This window comes from Bacillus sp. XF8 (genome assembly GCF_017498755.1).
Lineage (GTDB): Bacteria > Bacillota > Bacilli > Bacillales > Bacillaceae_G > Bacillus_A > Bacillus_A bingmayongensis.
In genome coordinates this window covers 24591-43479 of the sequence record NZ_JAGDQK010000032.1, presented here as the reverse complement: position 1 = coordinate 43479, position 18889 = coordinate 24591, and the positions used below count along the sequence as shown (strand labels likewise).

The window sequence follows — 18889 nt, the reverse complement described above, 5'->3', positions numbered from 1 at the left end:
CTACTCCCCTACTGAAACGCATTCAAGTGAGTGAAGACTCTTTGGCTTCATATCACTCCAATGTAATTCGATATACGCAAGACAAGCCTGTCTACTATCTTGTTCATAAACAACATCCCAGCCGGCTGGTACCTCAAGAAAGGCTGGCCAGACAGAATGCTGGCCTTCCTTATTTACTAACACTTTATACATAAAGTTATCGTTTTCAAATGGATTCGTCATACTTACTTACCCCTTTCATCCCTTGCAATCTATTCGCTAATACTTGTCCAATTTCTGTAAGTGGTCCTGGCTGACATAAATCTTTATGGCGGCAATCAATATCATATTGTTCAATTTCCCCATCTATATAGCTAAGCCATGTATCTGGAGAAACCGGATCAAACCATTCTGGTATGATTGTTGATCTAAAGAATACAAGATTGCCATGGAATTGTTTTGGAACATACTTTCCTAAAAGACCAACAGAATTTACGTATGTTTCTTTCAAGTTCAAAATTGTTTCCTCTTCCAGGCTCGCTAATGCACTACCATCCCTGCGAAGTATTTCAATAGCATTGGCCATATCAAGTGGTTTCCCGTCCATATTATCTGGATCATATCCTCCTAATGCAAGTAGCGCAATAAGCGCTTCTTCCTCAGTAGGCGCTTCTGTATTTGGTAAAAAGTGACCAGGATAAGAATCCAGCATGACAAGTAATTCAACTTCTTCTCCTTGATTTTGCAAATGTGTTGCCATTGCATGAACAACATTTCCTCCGAGAGACCAACCTAACAATCTGTACGGCCCATGCGGCTGTATTTCACGAATGTGCTCAAGATAGTCAGCAGCCATTTCGTCTAATGATTTTGGAAGTTCTTCACTTTTTGCAATACCGCGTGCCTGCACACCATAAATTGGATAATCAGTTCCTAAAGACCTCATTAATCCCGCATAGCACCAGCTAAGTCCACCTGCTGGATGTACACAAAACATAGGTAATTGTTCTCCACTTGTCCTTAGTGGCAGAATTACATCCAGTGCACTTTGGCTCGTCCCCATCTCAAGTCTTTCGGCAAGCCCAGCAACTGTCGGTGCTGCAAATAAGCTGCCAATACTTAGCTCTACCCCTAGTGCTTCCCTGATACGGCTCATTAACTGCACAGCAAGTAAGGAATGACCGCCAAGATCAAAGAAACCATCATCAATACCAATTCGAGGTACATTCAAAACTTCTGTAAATAAATCACATAAAATTTCCTCTTTTGGTGTTCTTGGTCCTCGGCTTATCGTAGATACAGTAAATTCTGGTACTGGTAATGCTTTACGATCTAACTTACCATTTGGAGTTAGAGGCAATTCACTTATCATAACGAAAGCATATGGTACCATATAATCAGGTAGACTAAGTCCTACATATTGGCGCATTTCAGCTGTATTCATGTTTACATGTTCTGACGGAACAATATAGGCCACTAAGCGCTTATCACCCGGCTGATCTTCCCGTACAACGACAGCAACTTGTTCAACATGAGAATGCTGCATAATAACCGCTTCAATTTCACCAAGTTCAATTCGGAAACCTCGAATCTTAATTTGGTGATCTGCCCGACCTATGTAGTCTAATGTGCCATCTTGACGCCAACGTGCCAAATCTCCTGTACGATACATTCGAGTACCAGGTTTCCCATATGGGTCTGCTATAAATCGTTCCGCAGTTAATCCTGCACGACCTAAATATCCACGGGCAAGTCCTGCTCCTGCAACATACATTTCTCCTACCACTCCTGGTGGTACAGGTTTTAAATAGTTATCTAATACGTATACTTTAAGATCTGGTATACTACATCCAATTAAGCTGTTTGCTCGCAAGGATACAATATTTTGATCAAGCTCAATATAACTTACGTGTACAGTTGTTTCTGTAATACCATACATATTAATAAGCTTAGGCGCGTTTTCTGGATGACGACTATACCAATCTTCTAGACGGCTTAATTCCAGTGCTTCTCCGCCAAAAACGACATACCGTAAAGAAAGCTTCTGTCCTAATTGGGCATTTTCGCGATCCGCCTGCATAAGTTGGTAAAACGCTGATGGTGTCTGATTTAAAACAGTTACTCTTTCCTGAACAAGCAAATTTAAAAATTCTCTAGGCGAACGGCTTACAGTATGCGGTACAATAACGAGACGCCCTCCATACAGTAAGGGTCCCCAAATTTCCCAAACTGAGAAATCAAACGCGTAAGAATGAAACATTGTCCAAATATCATCCGAATCAAATTGGAACCAATGATCAGTTGCTCCTAATAGTCTTACAACATTTTGATGAGGAATCATTACACCTTTTGGTCTACCTGTTGAACCGGATGTATAAATTACATAAGCGATGTGTAAAGGTGATAATGGCTGTATTCGTTCTACATTTTCTATATTCTCTTCACCATATTTGTTTAATGTGTCCATTGTTTTGGGATCATCTACTACAATTGCTTCGATTTCTTCACTCTCTATTGTCACTTTTGTGTTCGTAATCATACAAACAGGCTTAGCATCGCTTAGCATGAATGAAATTCGGTCTGTTGGATAATCAGGATCTAGCGGTAAATATCCTGCCCCCGCTTTTAAAACTGCTAACAGACTTACAACCATATCAAGAGATCTTGGCATCGCCAAAGCAACCATTTGCTCTGGACCTACTCCCTTTTCAATTAGCAGACGTGCCAGCTTATTTGATCTCTTATTTAATTCTGTATAACTTAGTGTAGTGTCCTCAAATACGACAGCAATTGCATCTGGAGTCATGTGAACTTGTTTCTCAAACAATTCCGGCAATGTCATTTCTGGTACAATTTGAAAACCACCATTCCATTTTTCAAGTATTGTTTGACGCTCTTCTTCTTCCAAAATTTCCAAACGTCCAATAGATTGTTCTGGATCTTGTACTGCATCCTCTAATAAACGAATGAAACGAATGACAAGTTTTTCAGCTGTCTCACGCTTAAATAAATCTGTACTAAATTCAAGTAAACCATGTAACCCATTTGGCTGACCTTCAGATGTACTACGTTCACTTATTTCTATCGTTATATCAAACTTTGAAGAACCCACACTCTTAATCTCCAGATGCGTTTCTAGATTCGGTATATCAAGTGTAGCCTCTGGTGTATTTTGATAGGCTAACATAATTTGGAATAGTGGATGACTATTTCTCGAACGCACGGGGTTTAATACTTCAACAAGTCGTTCAAACGGAACATCTTGATTTTCATATGCTGAAAGGTTAACCTTACGTACCCTGCTTAACAGTTCACTAAAGCTAGGATCTCCCGATGTATCTGTCCGTAAAACGAGTGTGTTTACGAACAATCCGACAATATCTCCAAGCGCATCATCGCTACGTCCGGCAATGGGACTACCTATTGGAATATCCGTTCCTGCTCCTAATCGTGTAAGTAATGCAGCAAGCCCGGATTGCAACACCATAAACAAGCTAACACCATTTTTACGAGCAAGCTCTAATAGTCGTTTATGTAACTCTGGATTCACATGAAAATCTATCGTTTCTCCCCGATAACTTGTTTCCACAGGACGTTGATAATCTGTAGGTAACTCCAGTTGATCTGGTAATCCCTTCAGCTCTTCTTTCCAAAACTCAATTTGTTGTGAAATGAGACTATCTTGCAAACTCTCATTTCCTAATAGTTCTTGTTGCCAAAGGGCATAATCAGCATACTGTACTGGCAGTGACTTCCACTGAACTGATTCACCTTTACAATGTGCTTGATACGCAGCCGCTAGATCTCTTGACAATGGGTTTAATGACCATCCATCCCCTACAATATGATGCAACAATACAAGCAACACATGTTCATCCGGATTTATTTCAAAAAGCTCCATACGAATAGCTGGCTCTTCTGCAAGGTTGAAGCTATATCTCACCGCTTCAGCAAGTACCTCAGACAATTCCGATTCAGTTGTAGGTGTAACGATTAGATTAGTGTTCACCTCATCAGTATCTAAAATTTGCTGGTGTGACGTACCAAGCGTATTCGGGAAAATGGTTCGAAGCGTTTCGTGTCGATTAACAATATCGTAGAACGCAGATTGTAACGCTGCTCGATTTACTTCTCCAGACATACGAATAACTACAGGAATATTATATGTTGGACTTGGTCCTTCTAAGCAGTTCAAGAACCATAAACGACGCTGTGCAAAAGAAAGAGGAACTTCTTTTGGGCGCTCTACTTTCTGAATAGCCGGCCTTGCACTCTGCGTGCTATCTAATTGTTTAGCGAGTTCAGCGACTGTAGGTGATTCAAATAATTTTGCAATGCCTAATTCCACACCTAATGTTTCACGAATACGTCCCATTAAACGGGCAGCTAACAGTGAATGTCCACCTATTTCAAAGAAGTTATCATCGATTCCAATCCGCGCTATGCTAAGCACTTCTGCAAACAAATCACATAAAATTTCTTCTTGTGGATTTCTAGCTACACGTTCACTGACAAGTAAATTAAAGTCAGGTGCTGGCAACACTTTCCGATTAATCTTGCCGTTCGGTGTCAATGGCAATTCAGTCATAATCATAATTGCTGACGGTATCATATAGCCTGGTAAACTCTCTGCTACATATGTTCGAATTTCTGCAAGGTCAGGATTCCCTTCAGCATCAGGTACAATATAAGCAACCAAACGTTTATCGCCCGGTTGATCTTCTCGAACAATTACAACGACTTGCTCAACATGAGGATGCTGATGTAATACAGCCTCTACTTCAGCCAACTCGATACGGAATCCCCGAATCTTAATTTGATGATCTGCACGACTAACATAATCTAATGAACCATCCTGACGCCATTTAACAAGGTCACCCGTGCGGTACATTCGTGTACCAGGTTTCCCAAATGGATTAGCAACAAATCGTTCAGCTGTTAATGCTGGTCTTCCTAAATATCCATTAGCAAGTCCCGTACCAGCAATATATAATTCCCCCACCACTCCGATTGGTACTGGTCGTAACCCTGCATCTAGCACATACACCTCTGTATTCCAAATCGGTCTTCCAATAGAAGGTATACTGGTCTCTTCTTCATTCATATCCATGAAAGTTGACCAAATTGTTGTCTCAGTTGGTCCATAAAGATTTGTAACATGACAATTTAATTCTTTTAACCGAGACGCTAGATTCGATGGAAGCGCCTCACCACCAACAAGAACTTTAAGTCCTATTAATCTTTCTGGATAATCTGTTACAAGCGCGTGCCAAAGTGTTGGTGTAGCTTGCATAATTGTAATATTTTTCTTTTGGATGATCTCTGTTAAAGCTGAAGAATCTTGAACCGTTTCTTTTTGTGCAACTTGAACACTTGCTCCACTAATAAGTGGTAAATAAATTTCTAAAGCGGAAATATCAAATGCAAAGGTTGTAACAGCTAATAAACGATCATGTGCATCCATTGAAAATTGATCTTGCATTGCCAATAAAAAGTTACTTAAACTTTGCATTGGCACAACCACACCTTTTGGCCTACCTGTTGACCCCGAAGTATAGATTGTATATGCAGGATTTAAAAGTGATACACCATCAAATGAATCTAAATTATTTTTCGGATATCCTCTTAACTGCTCTTTTGTATCCTTATTATTAAGTACAACCCTTGTTAAATGATTCTTATTTGGTAAATTATCCAAAACAGAAGAATGTGTTAGGATACAAGCAGGCTGAGCATCGCTTAGTATATACGTAATTCGATCCTCAGGATATTCTGGGTCGATTGGTAAATATGCTGCTCCCGCCTTAAGAACTGCTAACATCCCGATAACCATTTCTACAGATCTTGGGAATGCCAATGCTACAAATTCTTTAGGTTGCACTCCCATTTCTAACAGAAAATGAGCAAGTTGATTTGCCTGTTCATTTAATTCTTTATAAGTAAGTTCCGTCCCATCACATACTACAGCAATAGAATCAGGAGATTTACTCACTTGTTTTTCAATGAGAGTAGGTACACTTACGAATGAACTTTCTTTCGTAGTTTGATTCCACTCTACTAAAACTTGCTTGCTTTCCTCATGAAGTAAGAGTTCTAGTTTTCCAATCGATGAATTTACCTGAAGATCTAAAATATTTTCCAGAAGATTCACAAATCTCTTTTTATGAGTTATTAGCTCTTCCAAGTTATACACCTCAGGATTTGCGTCAAAATTAATCCTTAAGCCGTTTCCACCAAACTCGTTTGACACATTTATTGAAAGATCATCCACCGGTCCTGCCGAAAGATTATGTTTAACTCCATGCTTTCCAGCAAAACTCAGACCATAATCAAATGGCATAACATTTATCATTGGACCAAATAATCTTTGATTTTCTCCCAATAATTTAAGATCACGACGTAATTCTTCATGACGATACTTATGATGAAGACGTATATCACGAATTTCATTAGAAATCTGCTTTACAACCTCAGCAAAACTCATATTTGAGCTTATAGACAATCTAAGTGGAACGACATTCATAACCATACCAGGAGTATTAATTGACACTGATCCTAAGCGTCCCATCATTGGTAAACCTAAGATTACATCCTCCACACTTGTTAACTTATGTACATAGATAGCAGTTGCAGCGATGATAAGATCCGGCCAATTCGCTTTACATCCATGCGCAACCCTTTGCAACGACTCTGTATGTAAACGAGACAAGTGCGCTGTTTGGCGAAGAAATTCTTTTGATGTTCGAGGAGCACGTTCCGCCAAACTTACTACCTCTGGTTGATCTTGGAATCGTTCTAACCAAAAGCTACGATCTTGCTCAAATTGATCCGACGCTCGATAAGTAGCATCCTCCTCTAAAATGGTATGCAAAGAGCCAAATGGTCTCTCATCATACGATTGATTATTCATGAATGCCGTATATACTTTTGCTACTCGCTCTGCAAGTAACGAAAAGCCGTAGCCATCCATCACAATGTGATGGATGCGCTGATACCAGAAGAAACGATTGGAATCAACTTTAAAAAGTGCCTCTGTATACAGCTTGTCCTTTTTTAGATTAACTGGCGTAGATAAATCTACTTTCATCCACGCTTCAGCTGCTTTTTGAGGATTCTCTTCTTTACTAACGTCGATAATATGCATATGAAATTCAGGAGAAGCATCGATAACTTGCCATGGCCCTTTCTCATCTTCTTCAAATTGGACATGTAAAGATTCAGCTTCCATTACAACCTTACGTACAGCTAATTCAAATATTTTCGTATCAACTGAACCATGTATTTCTATGTATTCACCTGTATTATAAATTGGATTTTCTGGATCAAGTTGCTGCGCAAACCACATACCCGTTTGCGCACCTGACAATGAATGACGAACCTTTTGACAATTAGACATTCGCATTTACCCCTTTATCTATCTGTATTTGACAGCACCTTTTCCTCTTGAGAGGACACCAAATGAAACCAGTCATATATTGTTGGACGCTCAGCCAAATCTGCAAATGTAACTTCTACACCTTTTTGGCGCCATTTCTCTACTAAACTCATAATTCTAACTGAGTCGAGCCCTCTATTTAATAAATCTTCATCATCACCAATATCTGCTGGTGATTCACGAAGCAATTCAGCCACTTGTTCGCGTACTAGCTGTAATGTGAATATTGAATCCACTTCCTTCGAATTCTTTAAATCGTTTAATAATAAATTCGTTGTCGTAGTCACTGCACATCGATCAGATGCATACTGCAAAGCTTGTTTATGATGTTCTTGTGAAAAATCAGCAACCGCATCAGCGATGAAGAATGGCTGTATCCCATCCATAAATGCTTCACATGCTGTTAAAAGACATCCAATATGCGCATAAACGCCGCAAATAATAAGCTGATCGCGCTCTTGTTCATGCAAAATCTCTAAAAGGTTTGTTTTCTTAAAAGCGCTGTATCTCCATTTTGTAAGGAAAATATCATTCTTATCAGGAGTAAGCTCATCTACAATTTTTTGCTTACGAGGCCCTTCAGGAATGCCTGCTCCCCAGAAATCTTGTAATAATCCCCTTTGCTCTAGCGTTTGTCCACCTGGTTGCGCAGTATAGACTACAGGAATACCAAGTTCCTTACATGTATTTCTGATCGATTGAATATTTGAAATCAGTTCTACTCTCGGTGATTCCTCTGCATCATATGCATCAAGAAAGTACTCTTGCATGTCATGAATAAGAAGCACTGCTCGTTTTGGATCTGGTTTCCACGTTACTTTATTATTTGGTAAATCTGACTCTAATGGCATTGGGTATACTGAGATAGCTGGAATAGCCATCTAATCACTTCCTTCCGAATTATTAATAATATTTATACTCTATGAATTGATAGTAGTTTTTAGTTTTTCGGCAATTGCTTTTCGTAATTCTTTCTTACTTACTTTTCCGACACCCGTTTGTGGAAACGATTCAATAAATTCAATTCGATCCGGAATTTTGTATGCTGCAATTCCCCGATCTCTTAAGAACATTTTCAAATCCCCTACAGCCGGAACTTGCCCGCGAGCTATTACGAAAGCACAAGTACGCTCACCTAAATAATCGTCTGGCATCGATACAATCGCTACATCGTGTACCGCTGAATGAGCTAAAAGGTGATTTTCAACTTCTTCAGCTGCAACTTTCTCACCACCACGGTTGATCTGATCCTTATCGCGTCCTTCAACTACTAAATAACCTTGCTCATTTATTTTGACAAGATCACCTGTACGATAAAAACCATCGGAAGTAAAGGATTTAGCGTTATGTTCTTCAGCTTTATAATATCCACGGATTGTATATGGCCCACGAGTTAATAAACTCCCTACTTGTCCTGGCTCTACATCATTATCATTTTCATCAACTACACGAATTTCATCGAACTCTGACATTGGTCTTCCTTGTGTATGAATGATGATTTCTTCTGGGTCATTAAGTCTTGTGTAATTCACTAGTCCTTCTGCCATCCCAAAAACTTGTTGCAGTGTACAACCGAATGTCGGGCGTATACGTTTCGCAACTTCAGCACTAAATTTCGCGCCACCTACTTGTATGACTTCAATGCTTGATAAATCATTATTGCGTGATGCTTTCGCATCAAGCCATACCATCGCAAGTGGTGGTACAAGCGCCGTTATTGTGACGCGTTCTTTCTCGATAAGAGAAAATGCTTCATCAGGACTCCCACTGGAAGCTAGAACTACCCTTCCTCCGGCATAAAGTGTGCCTAGAATTCCTGGTGAACTAAGTGGATAGTTATGTGCAACCGGAAGTACAGCAAGATACACGCTCTCTTGATTCAATTTACAAATCTCAGCACTTACTCGTAAGCTATAAATATAATCATCATGCGTTCTTGGAATTAATTTAGATAACCCCGTTGTCCCGCCTGATAATTGTAAGAATGCTACATCACTAGATTTAACTTCCGGCTGTTCGATTGGATTCATATAAAGATCACGTATTCCGACAAATTCCTCTTCCTCTCCTACAACAATGACATGTTGCAGCGCCGGAACCTTCTCTTTCACTTCTCTAGCAAGCTTACGATAATCAAATCCAAGCTGCTTATCTGCGATAATGTAAGCAGTCGCTTCAGTGAATTCACAGAAATAACTTATTTCACTACTACGATGGGATGGCAATGCAAAGACTGGAAGTGCACCAATTCGAAAGAGTGCAAAACATACTTCAAAAAATTCCGTAATATTAGGCAGCTGAAGAACAACTCGGTCTTCTTGTTTTATCCCTAATTTGCGGAGCCCTGCAGCTAAACGATCTACTTTTGTATCAAGCTCAGCATAACTTACATGCTTGTCGCCACTTGTAACAGCAATTCGGTCACCATGCTTTTCAGCACGTTCTCTTAACATCGCTCCAAACGTTTCTCCACGCCAACAATCTTTCTCTTTATATCGATCTGCAAACTCTTTTGGCCACTTACGGCATCCTGTTAACATCATTTATCCCTCCAACATTTATTTCAGCGATTCATCATTCAATCCCATAGCCCGAAGCATTGTGCGAAACTTAGCTGATGTTTCAGCTAGCTCATCTTCAGGTTTTGACTCCGCAACAATACCAGCTCCTGCGAATAAACGAAGTGAATTCTCTTCAACTTCCGCACAACGAATCGTAACAATCCATTCACCGTCACCGTTTAGATCGCTCCAACCAAGCATCCCAGTGAAAAAGTCTCGATCAAACGGTTCAATTTCTTGAATCGCTTCCATAGCTTTTTCCATCGGCGTTCCGCAAACAGCTGGTGTCGGATGAAGCGCAAGTGCTAATTCTAATGCAGACACCGAAGCATCAAGTAATTCTCCTTTTACTTCTGTAGATAAATGCCACATCGCTTCACTATTTATTAATGATGGTTTTTCCGGAACATGTAGTGTACGACAATACGGGCGAAGTGCCGCAGCTACCGCTTCAACAACAACCGCATGTTCATGTAAATCTTTAGCTGAAGAAAGCAATTCATCTGCCCGTCTCTGATCTTCTACAGGGTCTTCGCCTCGTGGTCTAGACCCTGCAAGTGGATTGGAGATTACTTGCATTCCACTCCGTGAAACAAGTAACTCTGGACTCGCTCCTATGAGTGTACGACTACGCTTCAGTAAAGCATCACTATTTTCTACTTCTTCACTCTTCGGTAAATCTACCGCAAACGTATACCCGTGTTTATTATGCTCTGCTAAATCACGAAGCAGCTTTTGAATGTCAACCTTTTCTGGAGATTTTAAATCTAACGATCTTGATAGAACGATTTTCTTTAGGCCACCGTCCTTGATTTTGGCTACTCCTTGCTCTACACCACACATATATTCTGAAGGTGCTGGAATAGGATTCATTTCATATGTAAGTACAGGTGATTGCTTGATTCGATCTGTAGAATCAAATTGCAAGCGATCAGCAACTCTGCTCTCATGAGGTACAACGAGCTGTACAGCTTTTGTACGATCAAAAGGCAGTGCTCCTACAACAATTGGATTTTGATGCCCAGCTTGCTTCGCGTTATTTAATACAGCATGAACAAGCTCAGGAAAATTTTCTGCCTGACTATGTTTCACCGTAGCAAACGTTCCTTCGGCAAGTATTGTACGGTACGGTGAAGCAAAAAAGAATGAAGATCCAGCTTTATAGTCATCTAGTAATTTTGTTGCTAACTCCTTTAAAGCAGTTGTATGATTCATCATTTTAAAGCCTCCTATATGTAATTTAAATTCCTAAAGTAGCACCGCCATCAATACACAAATTATGCATTGTGATATGGCTTGCTTTATCTGACGCTAAAAATAGAACTGCTTCAGCAATCTCTGAAGGAATTGCTATTTTTTTTAATGGAATTCCTAATCTATATGTATCTTGTGAGCCTGCAATAATTTTTTTAGCTCCATTTTCTTCTTTCCAAAGTAGGCGCTGCATTTCTGTCTCAGTTGAACCAGGAGAAACTAAATTACAGCGAATATTATATTCCGCAAGTTCAAGACCAAGACATTTCGTAAACATCGTTGCAGCAGCTTTCGATGCTACATAAGCAGCCATTTCCATTCTCGGTACACTCGCTGCATTTGAACCTACAGTAACGATTGCACCAGATTTACGTGACATCATACGTCTACTTACTGATCGAGACACATAAAACACACCTGTAGCATTTACAGAAAAAGTCTTGTCCCAATCTTCATCACTTAAAGAGTGAATTGCACTCATCTTCAAAACACCAGCAACGTTGATTAAAATGTCAATTGGGCCCATTGTATCCTCAATCTGATTTACTGTATCTTCCACCGCGGAACTATTACTCACATCTAAAGGGAACGCTTTCAGTACACTTCCTCTTGTTGCATGATATTCGGTAAGCTTATTGAGACCTAAAACATTCTTATCAACCGCTGCAACCTTTGCCCCTCTTTCCGCAAGCATGTTCGCTACAGTCTCTCCAATTCCTTGTGCTGCGCCAGTCACTAAAGCAACTTTCCCCTCAAACTCCCTAAGGTCCATATTCTCAATTCCTTTCTTTGCAAGAATCTATTAGATCCTTATATACTTCTGTCTTACAAAATGCAAAAGACGAACCCCATATAAGAAAACAAATCACGATATTGATAATCATTATCAATTAATGTTTTCACAAAAAATAATACACACAGTAAACTTATCAGTCAAGTGTATTTTAATCTTAATTTTATCCACACTCACCTAGGTGATAATCATAAAGAAACAATTGATAATGATTTTCATTTTCTTTTGCTACACCGAAATGATAATGTTTCTCAATAACTTTGTCAATCTTTTTTTATTTTTCAGATAAAAGATTTTATTATGCTTCTATACTTATCTACATAAAAAAAACCTGCTATTATTGTAAATATTTACTTTTCTAATCCTAATTTCTATGAAAATAACAGATTAAAAAAATTAAAATAGAACTTTCAAATTTCCGAATTAACAATAACAAACTTTATCATTAATTACATAAAAACCTTAATTTTACAATAAAACCCATATGATGAATCGTTTAATTTCTCAATAAATTTCTGAAAAAATTTTATTAAGAAATTTATTTAAAAATGACTATGCACATCTTTTTCTCTAAACGGCACTTCCTCCAAATGTAAATCATACTAATATAACTCAATTCGTGCAGTGAGTATTTGATGGGTGATTCTACTAACTTCTGTTCTCTTACCAAATTTTCAAGTAAAATATTTCACTGTTGTAATACAATATACAAAAAAAGAACCAGCCTAAGCCGACTCTTTTCTTATAATCTTACAGCCGTTTCTTCAAAAGTAATGGTTGGTTCTGAAAGCTCCATCATATCGAAAGAATTTTTCACACATTGTAATGTATCGCAGTCCTAAAACGACTGAAATAGAGCGCTCTCGTTTTCTTGCTTACATACCAATCTTTATCGCTGGTATTATGTTCTGGGCCATTCAAGAACAAGGATCAATTATTTTGGCAAGATATGCAGATGAACGCACACAATTACATTTTGCTGGTCTAGGACTTCAATCTTCATGTTACCAATCCTTTAATCCATTATTCGTTGTTTTATTCGCACCTATATTCGCATGGTTATGGGTGAAACTTGGAAATCGCCAACCGTCAACTTCTAAGAAATTCTCTGTCGGGCTCTTCTTTGCTGGAATTTCTTTTTTAATCATGATTATTCCCGCTTATGTAAATGGGACAGAATCATTAGTAAGTCCAATCTGGCTAGTGCTTAGCTTCTTTCTTGTTGTAATTGGAGAATTATGCTTATCACCAGGCGGACTCTCTGCAACAACAAAATTAGCACCAGCCACCTTCTCTGCACAAACAATGAGCTTATGGTTTTTATCTAATGCATCAGCTCAAGCAATTAACGCTCAAATTGTTCCACTATATAAACCAGAAACAGAAATTATATATTTTGGTGTAATTGGTGGTATTTCTATAATTCTAAGTGCACTATTATTTTTACTTTCACCAAAGATTCAAGGAATTATGAAAGGTGTGCGTTAATTCTGTTATATAGCACAATGAAAGAGACTGGTAGCTTACCAGTCTCTTTCTATTTTGAAAAATATAAATTGAATACTTGTCTCAAAAAATCTATAAGATAAAACTATATATATTAACCAAAAATTGTAAACAACTATACTTTATTTCACTACAAACCGAGTCTGACTACAACCATCCTTTTGCTTTGTTACTTCAAGTACTGCCGGCATCGCATTCTTCAACTCTTGCACGTGTGAAATAACACCAATAAATCGTCCTGATTTTTGCAAGTCAATCAATGCATCAACTGCTTTTGTTAATGACTCTTCATCTAGTGAGCCAAATCCTTCATCGATAAACATTGTTTCGATAGAAATGCCGCCTTCATACGCTTGGATGACATCTGCCATACCAAGCGCTAGGCAAAGCGATGCGTTAAATTTCTCACCGCCGGACAATGTTTTTACATCACGTGTTTGGCCGGTGTACGCATCATATACGTCTAATCCTAGTCCACTTTGACGATTGCGTTTTTCAACTCGTTCACTTCGTTTTAAATAGAACTGTCCATTTGATAGTTTCCGAAGTCTTTCGTTAGCAATTTGAACAATTTGTTCAAGATACTCAATTAAAATGTAACGTTCAAAGGAAATACGACTTTCGTTATCCCCTTTCATGACTACATATAAATCAACAAGTTCTTGGAAGGCTTTTTCTTCTTCATGAATTTGTTCATCAATCCGTCTAATGTTTTCATGTAAATCAGAAATGTATGCAACTGCACTTTGAGCACGTTGGCGCTTTTCTTTTGTAATATCAAGCTGAATTTCTAGTTCTTTCATTTGTTCTTCTAGAACTGTTATATCAATCCATTCTTTTCCCTTTAGTTCATTTGCTAATTCTTCAATTTGTTTCGCTAATACTTCAAGAGATGAATAGTATTTTTGAATGTGCTCTTGCAGATGTTTCATTTCTACATCTTTTAATTTCGCTTCTTTATAAGCTTGTTGATTGATAAATCCACCTTGTTCAAGCTCTGTCATAAAACGCTGGAAAGTTTCTTCTTTCTTTTCTTTTGTATGAGTTGCTTGCTTCACAGCCCCATCATACTCAGCTTGCACACGTATATTTTCATTTTGCCAATGTTGATAAGCTTCTTGTACTTTCTTCCACTCATCTTCCATAAAACGAAGCTCTTTAACAGCATTGTCAAACTGCTGTTTCCATGCTTCTACTGTTTGTAGGCCTTCAGGAATTTTTTGCTGATCATGTTCATAAGACGTTCGAAGCTCTATACACTCTATTTCGGTGCGGTGTTGCATAGTTTCAGCTTCTCGCTTTTGCTTCTGTAACTCTTCTAATTGTTCTTCTAATCCTTTTAGATTTGAAGCCAACTGTTTACGTTTTTCTTCGCTTGCTTTTAATGTGTTCACCTCAGCCGCTAGTTGCTTTCCTTTTTGCACCAATGCGCGATATGTTTCAACTAGCTCTTCTGAGCGATAACCGCGTTTTATTACTTCTTCTATTACTTGTTCATACTGCTGACGATAGAAATTCCACTTTTCTTCTAATTGAACGTGCGATTTTTCGGCCATATTTTTATTTTCTCGCAGCTCATTCAGCTGTTTTTCATCGATGGAATCTCCTCGTTCTGTTGCTTTTTCTGGATGAGTCTTGCTACCACATACCGGACAAGATTCCCCTTCATGCAGATGAAGAGCTAAAACCCCCGCTTGTTCGTTTAGCCAACGGCGTTCCATATCTTCATATGATTTAACTGCCAATTCCATCCTTTGATATGCAGTTTCTTTTTCTTGTTCATATTTTTGTTTTTCTTGCCAAACGTCATATGCTTGCTTTAATACTTTTGCATCTTCTCGCATATTTGTTAGCTCTTCTACTTTTGCTACATATTGCTCAAGTGCTACTTCTAACTGATGTAGTTCTCCAGCTATTTGTTGCTTTTGCGATATCTGCCCTGCTAGCTGTTGTTCAAGCTTTTGAATACCCGCCTTCAACTTTTCACTCTGAAGTTCTGCCTTTTGTAATGTTGATTTCTTCTCTGCTAATGAGGATATGATTGGCTGTAATTCGTCTAGTCTCTGTACATTTTTTTTAGCTTCTTCACGTACAGACTCCTTGCCCTTTAATTCTTCATACTTCTCTTCTGCAAGTCCAAAGGTTTCAGTTGTCTTTTCTTTCTTAGCAACTATTTGTTTTAGTAATTGCTCCGCATTCTGTTCACTTTGCACCGCTTCTTCATACCACTGTTCGAATGGTAATAATCGCTTCGCCTGTTCTGCGTGTTTAAAACGCTGTTCCTGCGACTCTATTTGCGCACGATTCTCTTGTAAAGCTGTTTGTTGTTCTTGTTTCTGCTGCAAATCTTGAAACTTTTCATTAACAGATTTCCCTGCATGAAAACGAACTTCTACTTCTTTTAATTGCTGCGTTTGTAATGTTTGCTGCGCTTGCAATTGCTCAACTTCTACTTCATAACAATTCGTTTCTTGTTCAAGTGCTTCAACTACTTGATGCGTATTTACATGTTCCTGCTGCACCAATATCTCTAACAATGAACCATCTCGAACTGGTAACTTAAAGACGTTACGGAAATACAGTTCTCTTTCTTTTTGTTTTTCTTGCAAGACGTCTTTCCACTGCTTCCGTTTTTGATCTAACAATTCACGCATTAATTTATAACGATCCGTTTTAAAAATACGACGTAAAATCTCTTCTTTATTTTCAGTTTCCGATGTTAATAGTTTTCGGAACTCCCCTTGTGGAAGCATAACAATTTGACTAAATTGATGTTTGCTAAGTCCGATTAAATCTTCGACCTTCTTGTTTACATCCGTCACATGAAAACGATCCACACATGGAACCTTCTCATCATCTACTACTTCATACAATTCAACAGCATGCCCAGTAACTGTTTTATTCCCTTGTTTTTTATGACCAAGCTGCCTTTTTATTTCATATTGTTTCCCTTTCAATTGAAAGGTTAATTCTACGCTCGTATATACATTATCATCAGCAAATTGGCTGCGAAGCATACTCGTATCACTACGTTCTTCCCCGCTTGCTTCTCCATATAACACATAACAAATCGCATCAAATATCGTCGTCTTCCCAGCTCCCGTATTTCCTGAAATCGCAAAAATACGATGGTCTCCAAGATCACTGAAATCAATGACCTCTTGCTGTTTATATGGACCAAACGCTGTCATAATAAGCTGAAGTGGTCTCATCCTCGTTCACCTTCCCGTTCTTGCACTGTTTGTAATACTTCTAAGAAAAGACGTTCTTTCTCTTCTGATAAGTCTGAGCCCTTCATTTCTTTATAAAAAGCTTTCAAAAGGGATAAGTCATCCGTTTTATGTCTAGAAACAGTAACTTCATTGGCTTCTGTAAATTCTCGTCTTTGCATAGAACGTTCAACATGCATTGCATTTGGATATACGGAACGAATTTTCTCCATCGGTTGTAGTACAGGATTTTCATCTAATAATTTGACAAACACATAGTCTTCACTTGTCGGATGCTTTAATAAATCATCTATTTTTGCTTCTACTGTTCTCATTTGGCGTCGAGGTGTAAATAAGCGTTTCTCTATTGTCATCTGTCCCGTTTCATCTAATTCAACAATATAATATCCTTTTTTATGGCGTTCTTCAGAAATAGAATAAGCAAGTGGTGAACCTGAATAGCGAATTGTTTCATTACGTACAAAATGCGCTTGATGTAAATGACCAAGCGCCGTGTAATGAAACTTGTCAAAATAATGGCTATTTACGTATTCAGCACCACCAATTGAAAGCGGACGTTCTGCATCACTCGTATTTTCTTCTGCTTCACCTGAAGCAGTAACAAATGCATGTCCTACGAATACATGTCTTGCTTCTTGATCCAACGTCTCCGAAAGTTCATTCATGAAAATACGCATCGCATCATCATGAGAACGAATATCTTCATTTTTCATCACATGTCTGACAATACTTGGATCAGCATATGGGACTAAATGAAAATGTACTTCCCCATGCGCATCATGTAAAACAACTGGCTCGTAAGGAAATTGAAATTGTCCCACAATATGTAACCCTTGCTTCTTCATTAAACTACTGCCAAAATGAATACGGTCTGGACTATCATGATTCCCTGCTACCGCGATTACCGGCGTTTGTAAATCAATCACTATTTTTTGTAATACATCATTTAATAAGTCTACTGCTTCTGTCGGTGGAATTGCTCGGTCGTATAAATCACCTGCAATAATGACGGCATCTGGTTTTTCTTCTTCCACAGCTTGAACGAACTGCTCTAAAACAATCCGTTGATCTTCTGTCATATACACGCCGTGAACAAGTTTTCCTAAATGCCAATCCGCTGTATGAAAAAACTTCATCTTTCCCTTCCTTTCTCTCTTTTAATTTACTGATTGTAATGAAACAAGTTGATAGTTAAGTGTTGTCTTTCCATCTTCCCACCCTAACTTTTGAACGATTGCATTACCGATTCTGTCTTGATCCGTTTTATATAAGGGTAACATTTCATTCATAGCAAATAAGTGATAACCATCTAATACTAATTGAAATACATTTTCTTCTATATGTAATCTCGTTTCTTTTTCATTTGAAATAATCTTTGTGTGCATCTCAAATTTCATATGGATACAACCCCTTTTTTTCTATTCTCTACACTTTAATAGTATAGTGGGTATCCTAGATTGACAAGTGAATACATAGTGAAGAATACACTTTTCTATTTATTTTCTTTTTTATTTTCCTTATTATATTACGGTATGTGAAATTATTAATATTTATAAAAATAAAAATGCCCTTTCAGGCACTTTTATTTTTGTAAATAATCTTTCATTATATAGTACAATACAGTGATTAAAATAATCGCTACAAAAAATGAGAATAAGGCCGCGATATACCCGTCTTTATTTAACATAAAACAGAGTGAAATAGATATGATAAAAACCGGAAATACGAGACGTACTTTATCTTTCACTTCTTCTGTCGTATCTGTATGATGAAAATACTGTGTAATTCCTACCATGAGAGAAGACAAAATAATAACCGATAACAGCAAAGGCCCTGGCATTCCGATCTCCCCTTTCTCTATTTCTTATTATATACAAACTCAAGTGTCGTTAAAAGTTTGACAATTCAGCGAATATAACAAAATATGATTCTCATCTACACCCAATCATTTCGTTCCAAGCGTAAGAGTCATATATATAGTATATCCTCCGTTTTTAACCTATAATCAATCATAATTGTTGTAATATTCCTTTTCATACGTAGAAATCCTGCAAATAGAACTCGCCAAAATATGCAATTTTCTACAAAAACTCTAATATTATGTCTAAATGTCCATTTGTTTAGACAGTTA

General features: G+C 38.1%; 10 protein-coding genes and 1 pseudogene. 1 reads left to right on the top strand and 10 read right to left on the bottom strand.

The window, feature by feature from the left end:
- The 6 genes from J4P91_RS18785 to J4P91_RS18760 are packed head-to-tail and all read right to left on the bottom strand — an operon-like array spanning position 1 to position 12001.
- Entirely contained in the window at positions 1–222 is a 222-nt protein-coding gene (locus tag J4P91_RS18785) for an MbtH family protein (protein WP_207995355.1), read from the bottom strand.
- Complete coding sequence (locus J4P91_RS18780; RefSeq protein WP_207995354.1) at positions 206–7375, bottom strand: amino acid adenylation domain-containing protein; 7170 nt, start codon at positions 7373–7375, stop codon at positions 206–208. Before J4P91_RS18780 ends, J4P91_RS18785 begins: the two co-directional genes overlap by 17 nt.
- Before the next feature lie 14 nt (positions 7376–7389).
- The gene (locus tag J4P91_RS18775; RefSeq protein WP_207995353.1) at positions 7390–8295 is read right to left on the bottom strand and encodes an isochorismatase; all 906 of its coding nucleotides are present in this window, start codon (positions 8293–8295) and stop codon (positions 7390–7392) included.
- A 39-nt stretch (positions 8296–8334) separates the two neighbouring features.
- Positions 8335–9954 carry a (2,3-dihydroxybenzoyl)adenylate synthase gene (locus J4P91_RS18770; protein WP_207995352.1) on the bottom strand — a complete coding sequence of 540 codons (1620 nt, stop codon included), beginning with the start codon at positions 9952–9954 and terminating at the stop codon, positions 8335–8337.
- A gap of 18 nt (positions 9955–9972) precedes the next feature.
- Positions 9973–11190 carry an isochorismate synthase DhbC gene (gene dhbC / locus J4P91_RS18765; RefSeq protein WP_207995419.1) on the bottom strand — a complete coding sequence of 406 codons (1218 nt, stop codon included), beginning with the start codon at positions 11188–11190 and terminating at the stop codon, positions 9973–9975.
- A 25-nt stretch (positions 11191–11215) separates the two neighbouring features.
- The gene (locus tag J4P91_RS18760) at positions 11216–12001 is read right to left on the bottom strand and encodes a 2,3-dihydro-2,3-dihydroxybenzoate dehydrogenase (RefSeq protein ID WP_207995351.1); all 786 of its coding nucleotides are present in this window, start codon (positions 11999–12001) and stop codon (positions 11216–11218) included.
- A gap of 840 nt (positions 12002–12841) precedes the next feature.
- Here J4P91_RS18760 and J4P91_RS18755 point away from each other — a divergent pair.
- Positions 12842–13510, top strand: a pseudogene (locus J4P91_RS18755) (peptide MFS transporter); the annotation flags it as partial.
- Between the two features lie 140 nt (positions 13511–13650).
- On the opposite strand, the gene J4P91_RS18750 reads toward J4P91_RS18755, so the two are convergent.
- From J4P91_RS18750 to J4P91_RS18735, 4 genes are all read right to left on the bottom strand, one after another.
- A complete protein-coding gene (locus tag J4P91_RS18750) occupies positions 13651–16740 on the bottom strand; it encodes an AAA family ATPase (protein ID WP_207995350.1) in 3090 nt (1029 codons plus the stop codon).
- Complete coding sequence (locus J4P91_RS18745; protein WP_207995349.1) at positions 16737–17894, bottom strand: exonuclease SbcCD subunit D; 1158 nt, start codon at positions 17892–17894, stop codon at positions 16737–16739. Before J4P91_RS18745 ends, J4P91_RS18750 begins: the two co-directional genes overlap by 4 nt.
- 21 nt (positions 17895–17915) lie before the next feature.
- Positions 17916–18155, bottom strand: a complete 240-nt coding sequence (locus J4P91_RS18740; protein ID WP_207995348.1) for a DUF2584 family protein — start codon at positions 18153–18155, stop codon at positions 17916–17918.
- A gap of 185 nt (positions 18156–18340) precedes the next feature.
- On the bottom strand, positions 18341–18598 hold the full coding sequence (locus J4P91_RS18735) for a hypothetical protein (RefSeq protein ID WP_017149606.1): 258 nt from the start codon (positions 18596–18598) through the stop codon (positions 18341–18343).
- Positions 18599–18889 lie beyond the last annotated feature (291 nt).

Excerpts from the sequence above, each read along its gene's own strand:
- J4P91_RS18785 (WP_207995355.1), bottom strand. The coding sequence starts at position 222 with ATGACGAATCCATTTGAAAACGATAACTTTATGTATAAAGTGTTAGTA.
- J4P91_RS18780 (WP_207995354.1), bottom strand. The coding sequence starts at position 7,375 with ATGTCTAATTGTCAAAAGGTTCGTCATTCATTGTCAGGTGCGCAAACG.
- J4P91_RS18775 (WP_207995353.1), bottom strand. The coding sequence starts at position 8,295 with ATGGCTATTCCAGCTATCTCAGTATACCCAATGCCATTAGAGTCAGAT.
- J4P91_RS18770 (WP_207995352.1), bottom strand. The coding sequence starts at position 9,954 with ATGTTAACAGGATGCCGTAAGTGGCCAAAAGAGTTTGCAGATCGATAT.
- dhbC (WP_207995419.1), bottom strand. The coding sequence starts at position 11,190 with ATGAATCATACAACTGCTTTAAAGGAGTTAGCAACAAAATTACTAGAT.
- J4P91_RS18760 (WP_207995351.1), bottom strand. The coding sequence starts at position 12,001 with ATGGACCTTAGGGAGTTTGAGGGGAAAGTTGCTTTAGTGACTGGCGCA.
- J4P91_RS18750 (WP_207995350.1), bottom strand. The coding sequence starts at position 16,740 with ATGAGACCACTTCAGCTTATTATGACAGCGTTTGGTCCATATAAACAG.
- J4P91_RS18745 (WP_207995349.1), bottom strand. The coding sequence starts at position 17,894 with ATGAAGTTTTTTCATACAGCGGATTGGCATTTAGGAAAACTTGTTCAC.
- J4P91_RS18740 (WP_207995348.1), bottom strand. The coding sequence starts at position 18,155 with ATGAAATTTGAGATGCACACAAAGATTATTTCAAATGAAAAAGAAACG.
- J4P91_RS18735 (WP_017149606.1), bottom strand. The coding sequence starts at position 18,598 with ATGCCAGGGCCTTTGCTGTTATCGGTTATTATTTTGTCTTCTCTCATG.